Origin of the sequence: Nonomuraea sp. NPDC049714, assembly GCF_044465295.1 — a bacterium.
In the GTDB taxonomy this organism is placed as follows: domain Bacteria; phylum Actinomycetota; class Actinomycetes; order Streptosporangiales; family Streptosporangiaceae; genus Nonomuraea.
In genome coordinates this window covers 336,224-355,402 of the sequence record NZ_JBITLM010000005.1, presented here as the reverse complement: position 1 = coordinate 355,402, position 19,179 = coordinate 336,224, and the positions used below count along the sequence as shown (strand labels likewise).

General features: G+C 70.6%; 19 protein-coding genes. 8 read left to right on the top strand and 11 right to left on the bottom strand.

The window, feature by feature from the left end:
• Positions 1-52 precede the first annotated feature (52 nt).
• Both ACIBQX_RS22345 and ACIBQX_RS22340 read left to right on the top strand, forming a co-directional pair.
• Positions 53-406 carry a YciI family protein gene (locus ACIBQX_RS22345; protein WP_397007381.1) on the top strand — a complete coding sequence of 118 codons (354 nt, stop codon included), beginning with the start codon at positions 53-55 and terminating at the stop codon, positions 404-406.
• Positions 403-1,641, top strand: a complete 1,239-nt coding sequence (locus ACIBQX_RS22340) for an RNA polymerase sigma factor (RefSeq protein ID WP_397007842.1) — start codon at positions 403-405, stop codon at positions 1,639-1,641. The genes ACIBQX_RS22345 and ACIBQX_RS22340 overlap by 4 nt, the downstream gene beginning before the upstream one ends.
• Here ACIBQX_RS22340 and ACIBQX_RS22335 read toward each other — a convergent pair.
• The 3 genes from ACIBQX_RS22335 to ACIBQX_RS22325 form a co-directional block, all read right to left on the bottom strand.
• The gene (locus tag ACIBQX_RS22335; protein WP_397007379.1) at positions 1,612-2,964 is read right to left on the bottom strand and encodes a TrkH family potassium uptake protein; all 1,353 of its coding nucleotides are present in this window, start codon (positions 2,962-2,964) and stop codon (positions 1,612-1,614) included. The two genes, ACIBQX_RS22340 and ACIBQX_RS22335, sit on opposite strands and share 30 nt — an antisense overlap.
• Positions 2,965-3,003: 39 nt before the next feature.
• The gene (locus ACIBQX_RS22330) at positions 3,004-4,362 is read right to left on the bottom strand and encodes a TrkH family potassium uptake protein (RefSeq protein ID WP_397007377.1); all 1,359 of its coding nucleotides are present in this window, start codon (positions 4,360-4,362) and stop codon (positions 3,004-3,006) included.
• 200 nt (positions 4,363-4,562) lie between these two features.
• Complete coding sequence (locus ACIBQX_RS22325; RefSeq protein WP_397007375.1) at positions 4,563-5,555, bottom strand: epimerase; 993 nt, start codon at positions 5,553-5,555, stop codon at positions 4,563-4,565.
• Positions 5,556-5,694: 139 nt separating this feature from the next.
• Between ACIBQX_RS22325 and ACIBQX_RS22320 the strand changes: the two genes are divergently transcribed.
• A complete protein-coding gene (locus ACIBQX_RS22320) occupies positions 5,695-6,285 on the top strand; it encodes a hypothetical protein (protein ID WP_397007373.1) in 591 nt (196 codons plus the stop codon).
• Between the two features lie 151 nt (positions 6,286-6,436).
• Complete coding sequence (locus ACIBQX_RS22315; protein ID WP_397007371.1) at positions 6,437-8,059, top strand: AMP-binding protein; 1,623 nt, start codon at positions 6,437-6,439, stop codon at positions 8,057-8,059.
• On the opposite strand, the gene ACIBQX_RS22310 is transcribed toward ACIBQX_RS22315, so the two are convergent.
• From ACIBQX_RS22310 to ACIBQX_RS22280, 7 genes are all read right to left on the bottom strand, one after another.
• Positions 8,050-8,739, bottom strand: a complete 690-nt coding sequence (locus ACIBQX_RS22310) for a response regulator transcription factor (RefSeq protein ID WP_397007840.1) — start codon at positions 8,737-8,739, stop codon at positions 8,050-8,052. The genes ACIBQX_RS22315 and ACIBQX_RS22310 overlap by 10 nt on opposite strands.
• A gap of 127 nt (positions 8,740-8,866) precedes the next feature.
• A complete protein-coding gene (gene pstB, locus ACIBQX_RS22305) occupies positions 8,867-9,715 on the bottom strand; it encodes a phosphate ABC transporter ATP-binding protein PstB (RefSeq protein WP_397007369.1) in 849 nt (282 codons plus the stop codon).
• A 9-nt stretch (positions 9,716-9,724) separates the two neighbouring features.
• The gene (gene pstA / locus ACIBQX_RS22300) at positions 9,725-10,615 is read right to left on the bottom strand and encodes a phosphate ABC transporter permease PstA (protein WP_397007367.1); all 891 of its coding nucleotides are present in this window, start codon (positions 10,613-10,615) and stop codon (positions 9,725-9,727) included.
• A complete protein-coding gene (pstC, locus tag ACIBQX_RS22295) occupies positions 10,615-11,553 on the bottom strand; it encodes a phosphate ABC transporter permease subunit PstC (RefSeq protein ID WP_397007365.1) in 939 nt (312 codons plus the stop codon). Before pstC ends, pstA begins: the two co-directional genes overlap by 1 nt.
• On the bottom strand, positions 11,553-12,554 hold the full coding sequence (locus ACIBQX_RS22290) for a PstS family phosphate ABC transporter substrate-binding protein (RefSeq protein WP_397007363.1): 1,002 nt from the start codon (positions 12,552-12,554) through the stop codon (positions 11,553-11,555). Before ACIBQX_RS22290 ends, pstC begins: the two co-directional genes overlap by 1 nt.
• 277 nt (positions 12,555-12,831) lie before the next feature.
• Positions 12,832-13,293 carry a MaoC family dehydratase gene (locus tag ACIBQX_RS22285; RefSeq protein ID WP_397007361.1) on the bottom strand — a complete coding sequence of 154 codons (462 nt, stop codon included), beginning with the start codon at positions 13,291-13,293 and terminating at the stop codon, positions 12,832-12,834.
• Position 13,294: 1 nt separating this feature from the next.
• Positions 13,295-14,197, bottom strand: coding sequence for an SDR family NAD(P)-dependent oxidoreductase (locus ACIBQX_RS22280; protein WP_397007359.1), 903 nt, complete (start codon positions 14,195-14,197; stop codon positions 13,295-13,297).
• Between the two features lie 173 nt (positions 14,198-14,370).
• Here ACIBQX_RS22280 and ACIBQX_RS22275 point away from each other — a divergent pair, with 173 nt between their 5' ends.
• Complete coding sequence (locus ACIBQX_RS22275; RefSeq protein WP_397007357.1) at positions 14,371-15,582, top strand: MFS transporter; 1,212 nt, start codon at positions 14,371-14,373, stop codon at positions 15,580-15,582.
• On the opposite strand, the gene mftR is transcribed toward ACIBQX_RS22275, so the two are convergent.
• Positions 15,579-16,208 carry a mycofactocin system transcriptional regulator gene (gene mftR, locus ACIBQX_RS22270; RefSeq protein ID WP_397007355.1) on the bottom strand — a complete coding sequence of 210 codons (630 nt, stop codon included), beginning with the start codon at positions 16,206-16,208 and terminating at the stop codon, positions 15,579-15,581. The genes ACIBQX_RS22275 and mftR overlap by 4 nt on opposite strands.
• Before the next feature lie 106 nt (positions 16,209-16,314).
• Between mftR and mftA the strand changes: the two genes are divergently transcribed.
• From mftA to mftD, 3 genes are read left to right on the top strand one after another with little or no spacing between them, the layout of a single operon-like run.
• On the top strand, positions 16,315-16,410 hold the full coding sequence (gene mftA / locus ACIBQX_RS22265; RefSeq protein ID WP_397007353.1) for a mycofactocin precursor MftA: 96 nt from the start codon (positions 16,315-16,317) through the stop codon (positions 16,408-16,410).
• A 13-nt stretch (positions 16,411-16,423) separates the two neighbouring features.
• On the top strand, positions 16,424-17,980 hold the full coding sequence (mftC, locus tag ACIBQX_RS22260; RefSeq protein ID WP_397007351.1) for a mycofactocin radical SAM maturase: 1,557 nt from the start codon (positions 16,424-16,426) through the stop codon (positions 17,978-17,980).
• Positions 17,981-18,009: 29 nt separating this feature from the next.
• Positions 18,010-19,179: a pre-mycofactocin synthase MftD gene (gene mftD, locus ACIBQX_RS22255; RefSeq protein ID WP_397007349.1), complete on the top strand. Its 1,170-nt coding sequence runs from the start codon at positions 18,010-18,012 to the stop codon at positions 19,177-19,179.

Sequence of the window (19,179 nt, the reverse complement as noted above, 5' to 3'; positions counted from 1 at the left end):
AGTCACTATCACGCGACGCCGCACCGGCGATGCCTGGAGAAGGGACCCTGTCATGGAGTACGCACTGCTGATCTACGGCGACGAGAAGGTCTGGGCCGAGGAGGATGAGCGTCGGCTTCGCGAGAAGGACGCGGGGCACGCGCGTTTCGCCGCAGTTCTGGCGGAACAGGATGCGATGCGCGGCGGTAAGGAGCTGGAGCCGACGAGCTCGGCGACCACTCTGCGGCGCCGGGGCGACGAGGTGAGCGTCACCGATGGCCCGTTCGCCGAGACCGCCGAGGTGCTCGGCGGTTTCTACGTGATCGAGGCGGCCGACCTGGACGAGGCGATCGCGCTGGCCAAGCGGATGCCGGAGGGAGTGGTCGAGATCCGGCCGATCGTCCCCCCGAAGGAGAGTGGCAGCTGAACGCGCACGACGCGGTCGAGCAGGCCTACCGGGAACACTGGTCGCGCCTGCTCGCCCTGCTCCTGACCCGGTTGCGCCGGTTCGACGTCGCCGAGGACGGCCTGCAGGACGCCTTCGTCGCGGCAGCTCGGACGTGGCCGGATCAGGGCGTGCCGGATCGCCCGGCCGCCTGGCTGCTGACGACCGCGCATCGCCGCGCGCTCGACAGGATCCGCCGCGAGGACAACGACCGGCGGCGGCTGCCGCTGCTGGTGACCGGCACGACGCCGGAGGACGCCGACCCGGACGCCATCGCGGATGAGCGGCTGCGGCTGCTGTTCGCCTGCTGCCACCCCGCGTTGTCCGCCGACGCGCGGGCGGCGATGACGTTGCGGTTCGGGGCCGGACTGAGGACCGCCGAGATCGCCCGCCTGTTCCTGGTGCCGGAGCCGACGATGTCCGCCCGGCTGACGCGGGCCAAGGCGAAGATGGCGCGGGCGGGCATCCCGTTGCGCCGGCCGAGTGCCGATGACCTGCCCGAACGGCTCGGCGTCATGCTGAAGGTCGTCTACCTGCTGTTCACCGAGGGCTACCGGGCCACGGCCGGCCCGGAGTATCAGCGGCCGAGGCTGGCCGACGAGGCGATCCGGCTCGGCTATCTGCTCGGCGAGCTCCTGCCCGAGCAGGACGAGATTCTCGCCCTGCTCGCCCTGATGGTGCTGCAGCACGCCCGGCGCGACGCCCGCCTCGACGACGAGGGCCGCCTGGTCCTGCTGCCGGACCAGGACCGGGCGAAGTGGCGTCACGACGAGATCGATCGCGGCCTGGACCTGCTGCGAAGGCTGGGCCCGGCGGTGAGCGAATATCACCTGCAGGCGCTGATCGCCGCCGAGCACAGCACGACCGGTGCCACGGACTGGCCGCGCGTCGCCCAGTTGTACGCCGAACTGGAACGCCGCACCGCCTCGCCCGTCGTCCGGCTCAACCGGGCGGTCGCGATCGCTGAGGCCGGCTCCCCGCAGGCGGCACTGAGCCTGGTCGAAGGCCTGGAGAAGGTCCTGCCGGCCAGCCACCTGGTGCCCGCGGTGCGGGCGGAGCTGTTGTGCCGCCTGGACCACCGCGAGGACGCGGCCGCCGCGTTCGACGCCGCCCTGCGGCTGGTCCGCACCGACGCCGAACGCGACCACCTGCGGCGGCGCCGTGCCGACTGCCTGAATGCCGGAGGGTCAGCCGACGATCATCCGCTCCTCGGGTAGCTCGTAGCGGCGGGTCCGTTTCTTGAGGGCGAGCGCCGAGCCGACGGTGAGCGGTCCGATCCGGCCGATGAACATCAGCACACTGAGCAGTACGTGTCCCGCCAGCGAGATGTCGGCGGTGACGCCGGTGGACAGTCCGTTGGTGGCGAAGGCCGAGATGGCCTCGAAGAGCAGCTGGTCCAGACTGTGCGGGGTCATCAACATGAGCAGCCAGGTGGAGGTCCCGACCAGGAAGACACCCAGGAGGCCGATGGTGACCGCCTGGCGCTGGGTGGACTCCGGCAGCCTGCGGTGGGCGATGTTGACCTGGGTCTCGCCGCGCAGCTCCGCCCAGACGATGAAGAGGAGGAAGCCGAAGGTGGTGAGCTTGATGCCGCCCGCCGTGCCGGCGCTGCCGCCGCCGATGAACATCAGCACGTCGGTGACGAGCCAGCTGGACGGCTCCATCTGGCTGATGTCGATGCTGTTGAACCCGCCCGAGCGCGGCATGACCGCGGTGAAGAAGCTGGCGAGCAGCTTGCCGGAGTTGTCCAGCGGGCCCATGGTGGCCGGGTTGCGGGCCTCGGTCGCCATGAAGATGAGCGTGCCGGCGGTCAGCAGGATGACGGTCAGGCTCATGGTGAGCCGGGTCAGCATCGACCAGCGGGTGGGATGACGCCAGGACCGCAGGAGCTCGAAGACCACGGGGAAGCCGAGGCCGCCGACGATCACGGCGATCGCGATGGCGAGGCTGATCCACGGGTCGGTGACGAAGCGCATCAGGTTGTCCGGCCAGAGCGCGAACCCGGCGTTGTTGAACGCCGACACCGCGTGGAAGGCGCCCAGGTAGACCGCCCGCCCGAACGGCTCGCCGTACCCGAGGACGAAGCGGCCGGTGAGGACGGCGGCCACGATGATCTCGCAGACCAGGCTGAACAGTACGACCTTGCGCACCACCTGGCGCAGGTTGGCCGCGTTGACGGCCTTGGTCTCCAACTGGGTCGACATCCGGGCGCGCAGGCCGACCTTGCCGGAGATGAGCAGGGTGACCAGCGTGGCCAGGGTCATGATGCCCAGCCCGCCCGCCTGGATCAGCAGGGCGATGACGACCTCGCCGAAATCCGACCAGTAGGACGCGGTGTCCACCACGACCAGGCCTGTCAGGCACACCGCGGACGTGGCGGTGAACAGGGCGGTGACCCAGTGCGTCGAGTCACCCGCCGTGGTGGCGAGCGGCGTGGCCAGCACGGCGGTGCCGATGAGGATCGTGGTGCCGAAACCGACGGCCAGCACCGTGGCGGGATGCCGTGCGCGGCCGGGGGCGGCCGGTGATCGCCCTATCAACGCGTCGCACCTCCCTCGGGCCGGTGGTCGCTGCTCCTGTCAGCCAACGATCATCCTTTCCTCGGGGAGTTCGTAGCGGCGGGTGCGTTCCTTGAGCGCCAGGGCGGAGCCGAGGGTCAGCGGCCCGATCCGGCCGACGAACATCAGCAGGGAGAGCAGCAGCTGCCCGGCGGGGGTGGCGGTGGCGGTGATCCCGGTGGACAGGCCCACCGTGCCGAAGGCGGAGATGGCCTCGAACAGTACCTTCTCCAGGCTGTGCGGCGTCAGCACCAGCAGAAGGTAGGTGGAGACGACGACCACCATGATGCCGACCATGGTGATGGTGACCGCCTGCCTCGGTACGGTCTCCGGCAGCCGGCGGTTGCCGACGTTGACCCGGGGCTCTCCCCGCAACTCGGCCCAGACGATGAACGCCAGCAGCCCGAAGGTGGTGACCTTGATGCCGCCCGCGGTGCCCGCGCTGCCGCCGCCGATGAACATCAGCAGGTCGGTGACCAGCCAGCTGGAGGAGTGCATCTGCGCGATGTCCAGGCTGTTGAACCCGGCGGTGCGCGGCATGACGGCGGCGAAGAAGCCGGCCAGCACCTTCCCGGAGTCGGGCAACGGGCCCAGCGTCCGGGGGTTGGTCCATTCGGTGGCCAGGAGGACCGCGGTGCCGGCCAGCAGCAGGGCGGCGGTGACGCCGAGGGTGATGCGGGTCAGCAGGGACCAGCGGCTCGGCCGCCGCCAGGAGCGCCGCAGCTCGAACAGCACGGGGAAGCCGAGGCCGCCGACGATCACGGCGATGGCGATGGTGAGGCAGATCCACGGGTCGGTGACGAAGCGCATCAGGTTGTCCGGCCAGAGCGCGAAGCCCGCGTTGTTGAACGCCGACACCGCGTGGAAGACGCCGAGGTAGACCGCCCGCCCGAACGGCTCGCCGTACCCGAGCATGAACCGCAGGGTGAGCACGACGGCCACCACCGCCTCGCTGAACAGGCTGAACAGCACCACGTTGCGCACCACCCGCCGCAGGTCGATGGCGCTGAGCGACTTCGTCTCGGCCTGCGCGAACAGCCGCGCGCGCAACCCCAGCCGGCCCGAGACCAGCACGGTGAACACGGTGGCCAGGGTCATGATGCCCAGGCCGCCCACCTGGATCAGCACGGCGATCACCGCCTCGCCGAACGCCGACCAGTGCGCCGCCGTGTCGACGACCACCAGCCCGGTCACGCACACCGCCGAGGTCGCGGTGAACAGGGCGGTGATCCAATGGGTCGGCTCGCCCGAGGCGCTGGCCAGGGGCGACGACAGCAGCGCGGTGCCGGCCAGCACCGCGGCCGCGAAACCGGTCGAGATCACCCGTGCCGGGTGCTGGAAGCGTTCGCCCAGGGCCGCGGCCCATTCACCGCGACTCATGAAACGGGCGCCCGCCCCAGGTGGCCGCCGTGCCCAGCACGCCGGCCGGTCAGCCCGCGAACCACGACGATCATGTCCGGTTGTTCCTTTCAGAGGTGTGGGCACGGCGACGAACTCGCTTCGCGCGGCGCCGGGTGTGACCCGGGCGGGGACAGCTTACGGGCACCGCCGCACGCACCTCATCCAGGGCGGGTGGCCGGTCAGTCCACGGCGAGGGCCGCCAGGAGATCGCGCTCGCGGGCGGGGCTGAGGCCGGACCGCCGGGGCCGGTCCAGGCCCTGCTCACGCTCCCAGGCCAGCACGTCGGCCAGCAACTCGGCGCGCGGACGGTGGCGCAGCCCGGCTTTCGCCGCCACCGCGCCCGACCGCGCCGTCCGGCCCTCCAAGCCGGGGGTCACCAGCCACAGGGGCAGCGACTCCGGCCCCATGTACTCGTTGACCCCCTGGTCGAGCAGCCAGGATGACCCGGCCGTGACCACCGGGCCGGTGTGGCCGCCGAGCCGCCGGGACTCCTCGATCCAGTCGCCGAACGGCACGACCGGCCCGACGGCGTCGTAGGCGCCGGTGACGCGGGACCGGGCGCAGTCGAGGATCCACTCGGCCAGGTCGCGCACGTCGATCACCTGGGTGGGGGCCTGCGGGGTGTCGGGCACGAGCATCGGGTCCTCGGGGGCGCGCGCGGCCCGCGCCGCCCAGTAGCCCGTGCGGCCGGAGTGGTCGCCGGGACCGCCGATCAGCCCCGCCCTGGCGATGAGCAGCCGGTCGGCCACCGCCGCCGTGGACGCCTGCTCACAGGCCACCTTCGCCTCGCCGTACTCCTCCCGACCGACCTCCTGCCGGTCGGTGGGCGGCAGGAGCGGCGTCGTCTCGTCCGCGCCGAGCTGGGCGCTCTCGGCGTAGGCGCTGACCGACGAGACGTAGGTCCAGTGGGCGGCCCGCTCGCCGAGCGCCGCGAGCGCGCCCTGGACGAAGCCCGGCTGCCAGGACACCTCGACCACCGCGTCCCAGTCGCGGTGACGCACCCCGTCGTAGGCTTCGGGGGAGCGCCGGTCGGCGGTCACCAGGGCCGTGCCGTCGGCCACCGGCCCGCTCTCACCTCGCGCCAGGCAGGTCACCGCATGCCCGCGCTCGACCGCCAGGCGGCTCACCACCCGCCCCAGCCACGCCGTGCCACCAAGAATCAGTATGTTCATGACCGATAGTCAACCGCCCCGTGAGCCCGGACGCGGCGAGGTTCGCAGGCGGCATATTTACGACCAGGTGCCCAAGTTTCTGGACGACTCGATCGGCCGGCCTTGGCGTTCGTACGGTCGGGTGGCGAAGGTCGGTCGTATGGCAGACATCTCCACCGGAGAACCGCGAACGCACTCCGTGCTCACCTTCCTGGCGCACCGCTGGCCCACTCTGGCCGGCCTGGTCGCCATGGCTTTATCCGTTCTGGACATGACCATGGAAACGGCCATGGACGACGGTCGCAGTCAAGGGCTCGTCGTGTTCCTGGCCGCGCTGATCTACCTCGCCACGGCGGTGGTGGGCAGGCCCGGAGTGGTCTGGCCGCTGTTCGGCGTCTCCGTGGTGGCGGTCACGCTGCTGCGCCTGCTCGACGTACAGCTGTGGACCGCGCTGGTCGCCGGGGCGGTCTCCATCGCCATCGTCGGCCTGGCGGGCGGGCTGCTGCGCGGGCCACGGCTCAGCGCCGCGCAGGTCCCCGCGATGTTGGTCTTCGGCGCGGCGGCGGTCGTCGCGCTGTCCCTCGACCCCGCCCTCGGCAGCTACCTCGTCGCCGCCGCCCTGATCGGCCATGCCGTGCTCGACGTGATCGTCTGGCGGGCCAAGGAGGTGGTGACCCGGTCGCTCGCCGAGTTCTGCGCCGTCCTCGACCTCACCCTCGGCGTTGCCATCGTCGCCCTGCAGCTGGTCTGATCGCGCCTACGTCATTTGTCGCGTTCGTCGTTGGTCATCCTGCGAGGAGAGGGCCAGTCTTTGGGGTCGTGTCCCGAGGGGCGCCCGCGCCTACCGTGTGGCGAGGACGGGCCGATGCGGTGGGCCGAGAGCGAGAGAAGGGACTGATCTGATGAACGTCTCCTTCGGCACGATCTGGGAGGCCGTTGCCCGTAGCCTCCCCGACGCCGTGGCCGTCTCCGAGCCGGGACGCGACTACACCTACGCCGAGTTCGACGACCGTGCCGCACGGCTGGCCACGGCGCTGGTCCGGGCCGGGGTCGGGCCGGGTGACAAGGTGGCCTGCTACCTGTACAACGGCGCGCCGTACCTGGAGACCGTCTTCGCCGCGTTCAAGATCGGCGCCGTGCCGGTCAACGCGAACTACCGCTACACCGGGGAGGAGCTGTCCTCGGTGCTGGAGGACGCCGACGCGGCGGCGGTCGTCTTCAGCGGCGAGCTCGCCGCCAACGTCGCGCACGCCGCGCGGACGGTGTCCACGCTGCGGCTGCTCGTCCGGGTCGGCGCCGCCGGCGAGGGAGCCGACCCCGAGGCGATCGAGCTGAACGACCTCCTCGCCGGGACCGAGCCCCGGCCCGCCGAGCCGCGGCCGAGCTCCGACCAGCTGTTCATGTACACCGGCGGCACCACGGGCAAGCCGAAGGGCGTCATCTGGCGCCAGGGAGACCTCCTGCACTCGATCGCGGTGGCGATCTTCCATCCGCTCGGTGTGCCGGCACTGCCCGAGACGCTCGACGAGGCGGTGGAGATCGCGGTGCGCGCGCGGACGGAGGGCCGGGCGCCCGCGACGATGCCGGCGGTCCCGCTCATGCACGGCACGGGCCTGTTCAACTCGATGGGCGCCCTGCTCGTCGGCGGCCGGGTCATCACCGCGCGCCAGGGCGGCTTCGACGCGCGGCACATCTGGGAGACCGTCGCCGAACAGCGGGCCAGCACGATCATCGTGGCCGGGAACGCCGTGTGCCAGCCGCTCGTCACCGAGCTCGTCGCGGCCGAGCAGGCCGGCCGGCCGCATGACCTCGGGCCGCTTCGGTCGGTGCTCAGCTCCGGTACGGCTCTCAGCGACCGGCTCAAGCAGGCCCTGCACGAACGCACCGATGTCACGATCATTGACGCGATCGCCTCCAGCGAGGGCGGGCCGTTCGCCTTCGCCATCACCTCCTCGGTCGACGACCTGCCGGGCCGGTTCTTCCCGGTGCCCGCGACCAAGGTCATCTCCTCCGAGGACACCGAGGTCGTCCCCGGCAGTGGGGAGACGGGCATGCTCGGCTACTCCGGGCCGATGCCGCTGGGCTATTACAAGGACACCACCAAGACCGCGGCCACGTTCCGGGTGATCGACGGGGTCCGCTACGCCATCCCGGGTGACCTCGTGGAGGTGGAGGCGGACGGGGCGATCCGGTTCCTCGGCCGTGGCTCCGGCGTGATCAACACGGGCGGGGAGAAGGTGTTCCCCCAGGAGGTCGAGAACGCGCTGCTCACCCATCCGGCGGTGACCGACGCCATCGTGGTGGGGGCTCCGGACGACACCTGGGGTGAGCGCGTCTCGGCGGTGGTCGCCACGCCGGACGGCACCCTGACGGAGAAGGACCTCCAGGAGTGGGTACGCCGGGGCCTGGCCGGCTACAAGGTCCCCCGCACCATCGTGCTCATGTCCGCGCTGCGCAGAACGCCGACGGGCAAGCTGGAAGTGTCCTGGGCCAAGAGCGTCGTCCAGGAGCACGCTCAGGGCTGACCACCGCGCGGATCCAGGCGCGGAGCGGCCAGTCGGTAGCCCACCCCGCGGACCGTCTGGATCACGGTGTCGTCGGTGTCCCCGAGGCGCGCCCGCAGTCGCTTGACGTGCACGGCGATCGTGTTGGTCGCGACGTTGTCCCCCGAGGCCTGCCAGACGTGCCGCATGATCTGCTCACGCGTGACCGTCCGGTCGAGGTTGCGCATCAGGTAGTGCAGCAGCTCGAACTCGCGCAGCGGCAGGTGCACCACTTCGCCGTCGACCCGGACCTGGTAGGCGTTGATGTCGAGCTCGACGTTGCCCACCATGATGACCCTGTTGCCGTTGGCCTCACCGGACGCGGTGGCCTGGACCAGCGGCAGGAGCTCGTGCAGCCGGTAGGGCATGGCCACGCAGGCGGTCGCCCCCGCCGCCAGCGCCTGGACGGCCAGCTCCGCATGTCCCTCGCCCACGCCCAGCAGCACCGGCATCGGCCGGCTGGCGCGGATGGCCTTGATGAAGTCCACCGCGCCGATGAGCGGCAGCGAGGCGCTCACCAGCACGACGTCCGGCCGCAGGGCACCGGCCTGGAGGAGGGCCTGAGCGCCGTCGGACACGCCGGTGACGCCCACGCCCTCCCGCCCCAGCGCGTCCGAGAGTCTCTGCACGCCGGACGTGTCCGGGTCGGCCACCAGCAGCATGGGCACAGCGGACGCTGTGGTGGGCGCCCCTTGACGCGCCCGTGTCAGGCTTTCACCGCCTCGGGCGTCCTCGCCCCCGTCGAGTGTTGCCTGCGGCTGGATCACCCGGGTCCTCCTCTGAGTCGGGTCACCCGAAGCGCCCGGTGATGTAGTCCTCCGTGCGCTGGTCTGTCGGGTTCGTGAAGATACGGCTGGTCTCGTCGAACTCCACCAGGCGGCCGTGCCGCTCACCGTTGTCGTCGACATCGGCCGTGAAGAAGGCGGTGCGGTTGGAGACGCGGGCGGCCTGCTGCATGTTGTGCGTGACGATCACGATCGTGTAGTCGCGCGCCAGCTCCTGCATCAGGTCTTCGATCTTGGTGGTGGCGATCGGGTCGAGGGCCGAGCAGGGCTCGTCCATCAGGATGACCTCGGGCTTGACCGCGATCGCGCGCGCGATGCACAGACGCTGCTGCTGGCCACCGGACAGCGACAGGGCGTTCTGCTTGAGCTTGTCCTTGACCTCGTCCCAGAGCGCGGCCTGGGTGAGCGCCTGCTCGACCAGGTCGTCCATCTTGCCCTTGGTGCCGTTGACCCGGGGGCCGTAGGCGATGTTGTCGTAGATCGACTTGGGGAACGGGTTCGGCTTCTGGAAGACCATGCCGATGCGCCGCCGCACCTCGATCGGGTCGACGTGGTCGCCGTAGAGGTCCTCGCCGTGGTAAAGGATCTTGCCGGCGGCGCGGGCGCCGGGGATGAGGTCGTTCATCCGGTTGAAGCAGCGCAGCACCGTGCTCTTGCCGCAGCCGGAGGGGCCGATCATCGCGGTGATCTCGCGATTGCCGATGGACATGTCGACCTGGCGCACGGCTTCGTACTCGCCGTAGAAGACACTGAGGTCGGAGACGGTGAAGACCGGGTCGAGGGCTTCGGTGTTGCCAGGGGCCTTGGGCCCACGGACCACGACGTTCGGAATGGACGTTCCTGTTTCAGTCATTGTCTTCCCTTACCAGCGCTTCTGGTAGCGGTTACGGAGCCAGATGGCGACAGAGTTCATCAGCAGCAGGATCAGCAGCAGGATCACGATCGCCGCCGAGGCCAGAGTGTGGAAGCCCTCGCGCGACTGGGAGATCCAGTTGAAGATCTGGATCGGCAGGACGGTGTAGCTGGCGAAGACGCCGTCCGGGTTGAAGCGGATGAAGGACACCGCGCCCAGCATGAGCAGCGGGGCGGCCTCGCCGATCGCGCGGGAGAGCGCCAGGATCGAGCCGGTCGCGATGCCGGGGATCGAGGCGGGCAGCACCTGCCGGGAGATCGTCTGCCACTGCGTCGCGCCGAGAGCGAGCGAGCCCTCCCGGATGGACGGCGGGACCGCGCGGATCGCCTCACGGGAGGCGATGATCACGATGGGCAGGACGAGCAGGCCGAGGGTGATCGACGCGGTGATCACGCTGAATCCCAGGCCGAACGTCCGGGCGATGATGCCCAGGCCCAGGATGCCGTAGACGATCGAGGGGATCGCGGCGAGGTTCTGGATGTTCAGCTCGATGACCCGGTTCCACCAGCGGGTCTTGTCGGCGTACTCCTCCAGGTAGATCGCCGCGGCGATGCCGGTCGGCAGGGTGAGGACGGCGGTCAGGGAGATGACCCAGAGGGTGCCGGTGATGGCCGACTGGGCTCCGGCGATGTCCGGGTTGCGGACCGACGGCATGTTCTCCCAGAGGCGGGAGTCGATCCTCGGCCAGCCCTCAAGGAGGACGTAGGAGAGCAGCGCGATCAGGAAGACGAAGGCGATGCCCAGGCTCGCGATCAGAGCGGTCCTGAACAGGTGCTCCCTGATCGGCTGGCCCTTGCTCGCCAGTTGTACGGCCGAGCGTGGTGTCGAGAGAACGGCCATTACTCGTACACCTCACGATACCTGCGCACAAGGCGGGCGCTGACGTAGTTCATCGCGAACGTCATCACGAACAGCAGTGATCCGACCGCGAAGATGGTGTTGTAGTCGACGGTGCCGATCGGCACGTCTCCGGACCCGGCCTGCGCGATGAACGCGGCCATGGTCTGCATCGCCTTGCCGAGGTCGAAGGTGAAGTTGGGCTGACCGCCCCCGGCGATGTAGACGATCATCGTCTCGCCCGCGCCACGGGAGACCGCCAGGATGACGGCCGCCACGATGCCGGAGAAGGCGGCGGGCAGCACGACCCGCACCGAGGTGGTCATCTTGGACGCGCCCAGGGCGAACGATCCCTCGCGCAGCGCCCGGGGCACCGCCGTCATCGCGTCCTCGGAGAGCGAGGCCACGATCGGGATGATCATGAAGCCGACGACGAGACCGGCGCAGAGCGCGTTGAAGATCTCGATCTCGAACGGGAGGACGCTGCGGAGCAGCGGGGTGACGAAGCTCAGCGCGAAGAAGCCGAAGACCACGGTCGGGATGCCCGCGAGCACCTCGAGGACGGGCTTGCAGATCTGCCTGACGCGCGGCCTGGCGTACTCCGACAGGTAGATGGCGGCGCCGAGGCCCAGCGGCACGGCCACGACGACGGCGATGCCCGTGGTGATGAGGGTCGCGCTGACCAGCGGCAGCACGCCGTAGCCCGGCGGCTCGAACAGCGGGCCCCAGTTGGTGGAGGTGAAGAACTCCACCGGGCTGATCTCGCCGAAGAACCTGAGGGTGGGCTCCAGGAGGGACACCACGATGCCGACGGTCGTGGCGACGGAGACCAGGGAGGCCACCAGGAGCACGACCTTGATGACCTGCTCGCCGTAACGCGGGCGCGACCGCGCCAGGGACGGTGAGGTCCCTGGTGCGGTCGCGGAGGGCGGGGTGGCCATCAGCCCTGCGTCTTCAGGGCGGCGTAGTCGGACTTCAGCTTGGCCTCCTGCTCAGGGTTGAGCGGGATGTACTTCGCGTCGGTCGCGATCTTGCTGATGTTGCCGACGTAGAAGTCGAGGAACGCGACGCCCTCGGGCTTCTTGGTGATCGCGGCGGAGGGGTAGATGAACAGCGGCCTGGCCAGCGGCGTGTAGGTGCCGTTCTGCGCGGCCTCGACGCTCGGCGCGACACAGCCGTCGCCGGAGTCGATCTCGACGGCCTTCAGCTTGTCGGCGTTCTCCTCGAAGTAGGTGAACCCGAAGTAGCCGAGGCCGCCCTTGGAGCCGGTGACGCCCTGGACGGTGACGTTGTCGTCCTCGCTGGGGCTGTAGTCCTTGCGGCTCGCGCCCTCTTCGCCGTTGATCTCATCGGTGAAGTAGTCGAAGGTGCCCGAGTCGGTGCCCGCGCCGAACAGCTTCAGGGGCTCGTCCGGGAACTTGGGGTCGACCCGCTTCCAGGTCATGACCTTGCCCTCGGCCGCCGGCTCCCACATCTTCTTGAGCTGGTCGGTGGTGAGGCAGGATGCCCAGGTGTTCTCCTTGTTCACGACCACCGTGAGGGCGTCGGTCGCGACGGTCAGCTCGGTGAACTTGACACCCTTGGCCTCGCACGCGGCCTTCTCCTCGTCCTTGATCGGACGGGAGGCGTCAGAGATGTCGGTCTCGCCGTTGCAGAACTTCTCGAAGCCGCCACCGGTGCCGGAGGTGCCGACCGTCACGTTGATCTTGGGCTGCTCTTCGGCGAAGAACTCGGCCGCGGCGCTCGTCAAGGGGGCTACTGTGCTGGAGCCATCTGCCTTGACCTGGCCGCTCAGTTCGGCCCCCGCGCCCTGGGAGGCGGTCGCGCTGGCGGTGCCGTCCCCGGCCGGCGGAGTGGTGTTGGTGCCGCCACATGCGGCGGAAAGAGCCACAACGATGGCGGCCGTCGCCGCCGCGCTGAGGCGGCGCTGTCCACTGGTCACGGTGTGCGTCCTTCTCCGTAGTAAGAGCTGTTCTTTGCTTCACCCCGATACAAACGGCACAAGGTGAACAGACGGAAAACGGGTCGTGACCACGGATGGAAGGCGTGTGCGGAAAGGTGTGAACCCTTGGTATGGGGGGTTCTCACCAGGGCGGGGGCAAACGTGGACAGCCGACGTTCACGCGGATGTCATGAAGTCTTCAACGCTCGGGAAATGGGCCGGCCCGCGAGTCTCTGCGGACTCGCGGGCCGTGCCGTGGCGTTGGAGAGGGCTGTCGTCAGACGATCTGGCGGAGCAGGATGGTCGCGACGCACGCCGGCTTGGGCGCGTCCTCGACGGTGAAGACCATGGTGATGGTGAGCTGCACCCCGCCGGTGACGTCGGCGACGTTGTCCAGAGTCGCGGTGGCGCGCAGCTTGCTCCCGACGGGGACCGGCGAGGGGAACCGGACCTTCTCGCAGCCGTAGTTGATGGCCAGGCTGAAGCCCGTCAGCTTCATGATCTCCGGGAGGAGCCGGGGGACCAGGGACAGCGTGAGATAGCCGTGCGCGATCGGGCCGCCGAAGGGGCCGTCCTTGGCGCGTTCGGGGTCGACGTGGATCCACTGGTGGTCACCCGTGGCGTCGGCGAACTGGTTGACCGCCTCCTGGGTGACCTCGTACAGGTCGCTCTGCCCGAGGGGCTCCCCGATCGGCAGCGAGCGGACGCCCTCGACGCCGTTGACGATGATGGCCGCCATGTCAGAAACCTCCGAGGTCGAGCGGGGCCGGCTTGAAGTCCTGCAGCCGCCCGGCGTACGGGCCGGCGAACAGGTCGCTGACGGACTGCGGGCTCCACCCGCCGGCCTGGAACTGCTCGTCCACCTCGCCCGGATGGGTCCACAGGGCGATCCGGTCGCCGCCGGCGGCGATGGCCTGGCCGGTGACCGCGTCCGACAGCTTGGAGGCGAGGTAGACGATGACGGGGGCGACGTCGTCGGGCGAGCCGAGGCCCTGGCGCCTGGCCGCCTCGGGGACGGCCTCACCGGCGTCGACCTTGGCCACCAGGTCCGCCAGGCCGGGGATGGTCGCGACCATCCGGGTCAGGGCGGTGGGGACGATCGCGTTGACCGTCACGCCGATCTTGGCGTGCTCGACGGCCCAGGTCCGCATCATCGCCACGATCGCGCCCTTGGAGGCGGAGTACGCGGTCTGCCCGAAGCTGGCCCGCTGGCCGGCGGGCGACCCCACCAGGATCAGCCGGCCGCCCTCGCCCTGCTCCCTGAACCGTGCCGCGGCCGCCCGGCCGCAGGTGAAGGTGCCGCGCAGGTGGCTGTTCACGACCAGGTCGAAATCGTCGTCGGTGGTGTTGCGCAACGTCTTGTCCCGCAGCGCGCCCGCGTTGGTGACCATGACGTCGAGCCTGCCGAACTCGTCGACGGCGCGTCGTACCAGCGTGTCGGCCAGCTCCGCGCTGCCCACCGCGCCGACCACGGCCACCGCGGCGCCGCCCGCGTCGGCGATCGTCCTGACCGTCTCCTCGGCGACGTCGCCGTCCAGGTCGTTGACCACGACCGACGCGCCCGCGGCGGCGAGCGCGCGAGCGTAGGAGCGGCCCAGCCCCCGGCCCGATCCGGTGACCACGGCAACTCTGCCGTCGAGCATGTGTCCTCCCTTGGACCGGCGCTGGGGCGACGGTGAGCGTGTTGACCTGGTTCGACGGTATGGAGTAGCGGCGGCGCGGCGGATGCGGCCGATGACGGCACCGGCGCAGGGCCTCTGGCGTGTACGGGCTACGTCATTTGTCCCATATGGCGCGGGCTGAGACCGTGGATCCGATGCCCCCGAGAATCGATCTCACCGCGTTCCGGAATCCCGCCTTCCGACTGCTCGCCCTGGCGCAGATCGGGTTCGTGCTGGGCGAGCAGATCCTCGTGGTCGCCGTCACCGTCTCGCTGCTCGACGCCGGAGGCGACGCGGCCACGGTGGGGGTCGTGCTCGCCGCCAAGGGCATCGCGTCGTTGAGCCTGCTCCTGGTGGGAGGCGTCTGGTCCGACCGCCTGCCGCGACGGCGGATCCTGGTGATCATGCTGGGCGTCGACGCCGCGGCGGCGATCGTCCCGGTCCTGCTCCTCATGGGCCACCCGTCCGCCTGGTCGCTGGCCGCGGTCCTCTTCGCGGTCGGCGCGGCGGAGTCGTTCATCCGGCCGGCCTTCAACGCCATGCTGGCGAGCACACTGGCCGAGGACCAGCGGGTGTCCGGCCGGGCCCTGGTCAACATCTGCACCCGGGTGGGCGTCATCGCCGGACCGGTGATCGGCACCATGCTGGCGAGCGGCCTCGACATCCTCCCCTACCTGCTGGCGGGGCTCGTCTTCGCGGGCAGCGCCGCCGCGTTCCGCCAGGTGCGGGAGCCGGCGTGGACCCCGGCGGCCCGCCGGTCGGTGCTGAAGGAGGCGTGGGCGGGAGTCGCTGACGCGGGGCGCCGGCCGTGGCTGACGGCGCTTCTCCTCTTCTCGCCCATCAGCCTCATGTTCGTGATCGCCCCGAGCCAGGTCCTGCTGCCGCTGCTGAGCCGCGACACCTTCGGCTCCTACACGGCGTACGGCACGGCACTCGCGTGCTACGGCGCCGGCGGCCTGATCAGCAGCGTCACCATGATGACCTGGCAGCCGAGGCGGCCTGGGGTCGTGGCGATGTGGTCGATGTCCCTGTACGCCCTGGTCCCGCTGGGCCTGCTGTACGCCCCCTCCGTCGGAGTGCTCCTCTGCTGCTACCTGGTGGCCGGCTTCGGCGTCGAGACGTACGCCCTCACCTGGGACGTCGCGATGTACCGGGAGGTGCCCGACCACCTGATCGGGCGGATCACCTCGCTGGCCTGGCTCAGCACCTTCGGCCTCATGCCCTTCGGCCAGGCGCTGACCGGCCCCCTGACCACCCTGCTGGGCACCGACGTCGTCCTCCTGTGCGCGGCGGGGCTGGTGCTGGCGATCCCGCCCGGCCTGCTCCTTGTCCGGGGGATGGCCCAGCTGCGAGGCGCCCGACGTTAGGCGGGCTTCTCGCACAGGTGGTGGCGGAGGCCGGCGAGGGCGGCGTCCAGGAGCAGGGGGAGGGAGGCGTCCTCGCTGTCGAGCCACTGCTCGTACGCGGACAGCGCCATCCCCAGGCTCACGTGCCCCACCGTCCGGGGCAGCAGGTCGGTGGGGGACAGGCCGTACCTCTCGGCGGTGTAGTCGGCGATCACGCCGCGCCACGCGGCGTACTTCAGGGCGGAGTGCGCCTGCAGCGCGGGGGTGGTGAGCAGCAGGCGCATGCGCTCGCGGTGCTGGGGGATCGCGTCGTCGTCCAGGTGGTTGAAGTCGAGCACCGCCTGGTGCACCGCCCGGTGGACCGGGACGTCCAGGGGCGTGGCCCGCAGGAACTCGCGCAGGTGGGCGAGGCCGGCCTCGAACTGGCCCCAGGGGATGTCGTTCTTGGACGGGTAGTAGCGGAACAGCGTCCGTCTGCCGATGCCCGCCGCCTCGGCGATGGCGTCCACGGTGGTGTCCTCGAAGCCTCGGACGGCGAACAGCCGGAACGCCGCCCGCTCGATCGCGCCGAGGTCGGTGGCGGGGCGGCGGCCGGGCGCCTGCCTCTGCGCCTGCCTCTGCGTCTGCTTCGGTCGGCTGCTCACCATCACCAGAAGGTACTCCAAACAGGGCCTTCCTTTTTGGCCCTCGGTGTCATTAAGTAGTTAATGCACTCGGTGCCGCAATTGCGCCGCCCCCGACCGAGGAGTGATCATGGACGAGACGATCATCACCGCCGAGACGGACGAACTCACCGAAGAAGCGCTGCTGGAAGAGGTCTCCATCGACGGCATGTGCGGCGTCTACTAACCGGCGCGCGGACATGACGAGCCCGCTCGACCAGGCCTGGGAGCTCTCCCCCAGCGTCGCCCTGCGGCCGGAGACCTTCGGGGCGATGGCCTACCACTTCGGCAACCGGCGCCTGACCTTCCTCAAACGCACCGAGCTCGTCTCGGTCGTCCGCGCTCTCGCCGACCAGCCCGACGCCCGCGCCGCGCTGGCGCACGCCGGAGTCCCGGCCGCGCACTGGCCCGCCTACGCCGAGGCCCTGCGCGGCCTGGCTGCCACCGACATGATCAGATCACGTACGGGAGCCGTGCCGCCACCGGCGCCCACCCCGGTGAAGGGCGCGGCGACGAGCGGAGCCCTGGTCGGGCGGTTCGAGCGCGGCCTGGCCGCGCCCATCTGCCTGACCTGGGAGCTCACCTACGCGTGCAACCTGTCATGCGTGCACTGCCTGTCGTCGTCCGGCCGCCGTGACCCCGATGAGCTCACCACCGAGCAGTGCAAGGCGGTGATCGACGAGCTGCGCGACATGCAGGTCTTCTACGTCAACATCGGCGGTGGCGAGCCGACCGTGCGGCCCGACTTCTGGGAACTGCTGGAGTACGCCGTCAGCCAGAAGGTCGGCGTGAAGTTCTCCACCAACGGCGTACGCCTCACGCCGGAACGCGCCCGCTTCCTGGCGGACACCGACTACGTGGACGTACAGGTGTCGCTCGACGGCGCGACGGCCGAGGTCAACGACCGGGTGCGTGGCGCGGGATCGTACGACACGGCGCTGCGCGCGCTGGACAACCTCGCCGAGGCCGGGTTCCAGAACGCCAAGCTGTCCGTGGTCATGACCCGGGAGAACATCGGCCAGCTCGACGCGTTCAAGGCCATCGCGGACGTCAGGGGAGCGACCCTCCGGCTCACCCGGCTGCGCCCGTCGGGCCGTGGCGCCGACGTGTGGGACGAGCTGCACCCGACGGCCGCCCAGCAGCGCGAGCTGTACGAGTGGCTGCTGCGGGCGGGCGAGGACGTGCTCACCGGCGACTCGTTCTTCCACCTGGCCGGCTACGGCGAGTCCCTGCCAGGGCTCAACCTGTGCGGGGCGGGCCGGGTCGTCTGCCTGATCGATCCCGTCGGCGACGTGTACGCGTGCCCGTTCGCCATCCATGACCGCTTCCACGCCGGCAACGTGCTCACCGGCGGCGACTTCGCCACCGTGTGGCGCGAGTCGGAGCTGTTCAAGGAGCTGCGGTCGCCCCAGACCGGCGGCGCCTGCTCCGGCTGCGACTTCTACGACTCCTGCCGGGGCGGGTGCATGGCGGCCAAGTTCTTCACCGGACTGCCGCTGGACGGCCCCGATCCCGAATGCGTCCAGGGACACGCCGAAGGCGCGCTCGCCGCCCCCGGCCGTACGGCGCCCAGACCCAGCCAGGACCACTCCCACCGCACCCGTCCCGTCCCGGTGACCATCGGACGCCGGCCCAGCCGGCTCACCCCTGCCGCCCCGCCCGTGAGCGCGTGCGCGCAGAGCCCGCTGGCCGGGTTCCCCACGTCCGGCCGGGAAACGTTCGGCCGGGAAACGTTCGGCCGGGAAACGTTCGGCTAGGAAACACGTCCGGCTAGGAGAGAGGTTCCATGGCGAACGCGTGGTTCGAGACCGTGGCGGAGGCGCAGCGCAGGGCCCGGCGCCGGCTGCCGAAGTCGGTGTACTCGGCGCTGCTCGCCGGCTCGGAAAGGGGCCGGACCTACCGCGACAACCTGGCCGCGTTCGCCGAACTCGGCTTCGCGCCGCACGTGGCCGACCTGCCTGCCAAGCGGGACCTGGCCACCACGGTGATGGGTCAGCAGCTCTCGATGCCGGTGCTCATCTCGCCCACCGGGGTGCAGGCCGTACACCCTGATGGCGAGGTGGCGGTGGCGCGCGCCGCCGCGTCGCGCGACACCGTCATGGGGCTGAGCAACTTCGCGAGCAAGCCCGTGGAGGAGGTCGTGGCGGCCAACCCGCGGACCTTCTTCCAGATGTACTGGATGGGCGGCAAGGAGTCCATGGCCGGGCACATGGAGCGGGCCCGCGACGCCGGGGTCAAGGGGCTGATCGTCACCCTGGACTGGACGTTCTCCCACGGCAGGGACTGGGGTAGCCCATGGATCCCGGACAAACTGGACCTGAAGGCGATGGCCCGGTTCGCGCCGCAGACGCTGACGCGGCCGCGGTGGCTGCTCGGCTTCGCCAAATCCGGCCGGCTGCCCGATCTGACCGTCCCCAATGTGGCCGAGCCCGGCCGGCCGGCCCCGACGTTCTTCGGCGCGTACGGCGAGTGGATGCGGACACCGCCGCCGAGCTGGCAGGACGTACGGTGGATGCGCGAGCAGTGGGGCGGGCCGTTCATGCTCAAGGGCATCGGCCGCCTCGACGACGCCCGCCGGGCGGTGGACCTCGGGGCCACCGCGATCTCGGTCTCCAACCACGGCGGCAACAACCTCGACGGCACCCCCGCCGCGATCCGGCTGCTGCCGGGCATCGCGGACGCGGTCGGCCACGAGATCGAGGTGCTGATGGACGGCGGCGTACGACGCGGCGGCGACGTGGTCAAGGCGGTCGCGCTGGGCGCGCGGGCGGTGCTGATCGGCCGGGCCTCCCTGTGGGGGCTGGCGGCCAACGGGCAGGCGGGCGTGGAGAACGTGCTGGACGTCCTGCGCGACGGGATCGACTCGGCGCTGCTGGGGCTCGGCCGCGCGTCCGTGCACGACCTGGTGCCCGGCGACGTGGTGATGCCGCCCGGGTTCACCCGCGAGATCGGCTGA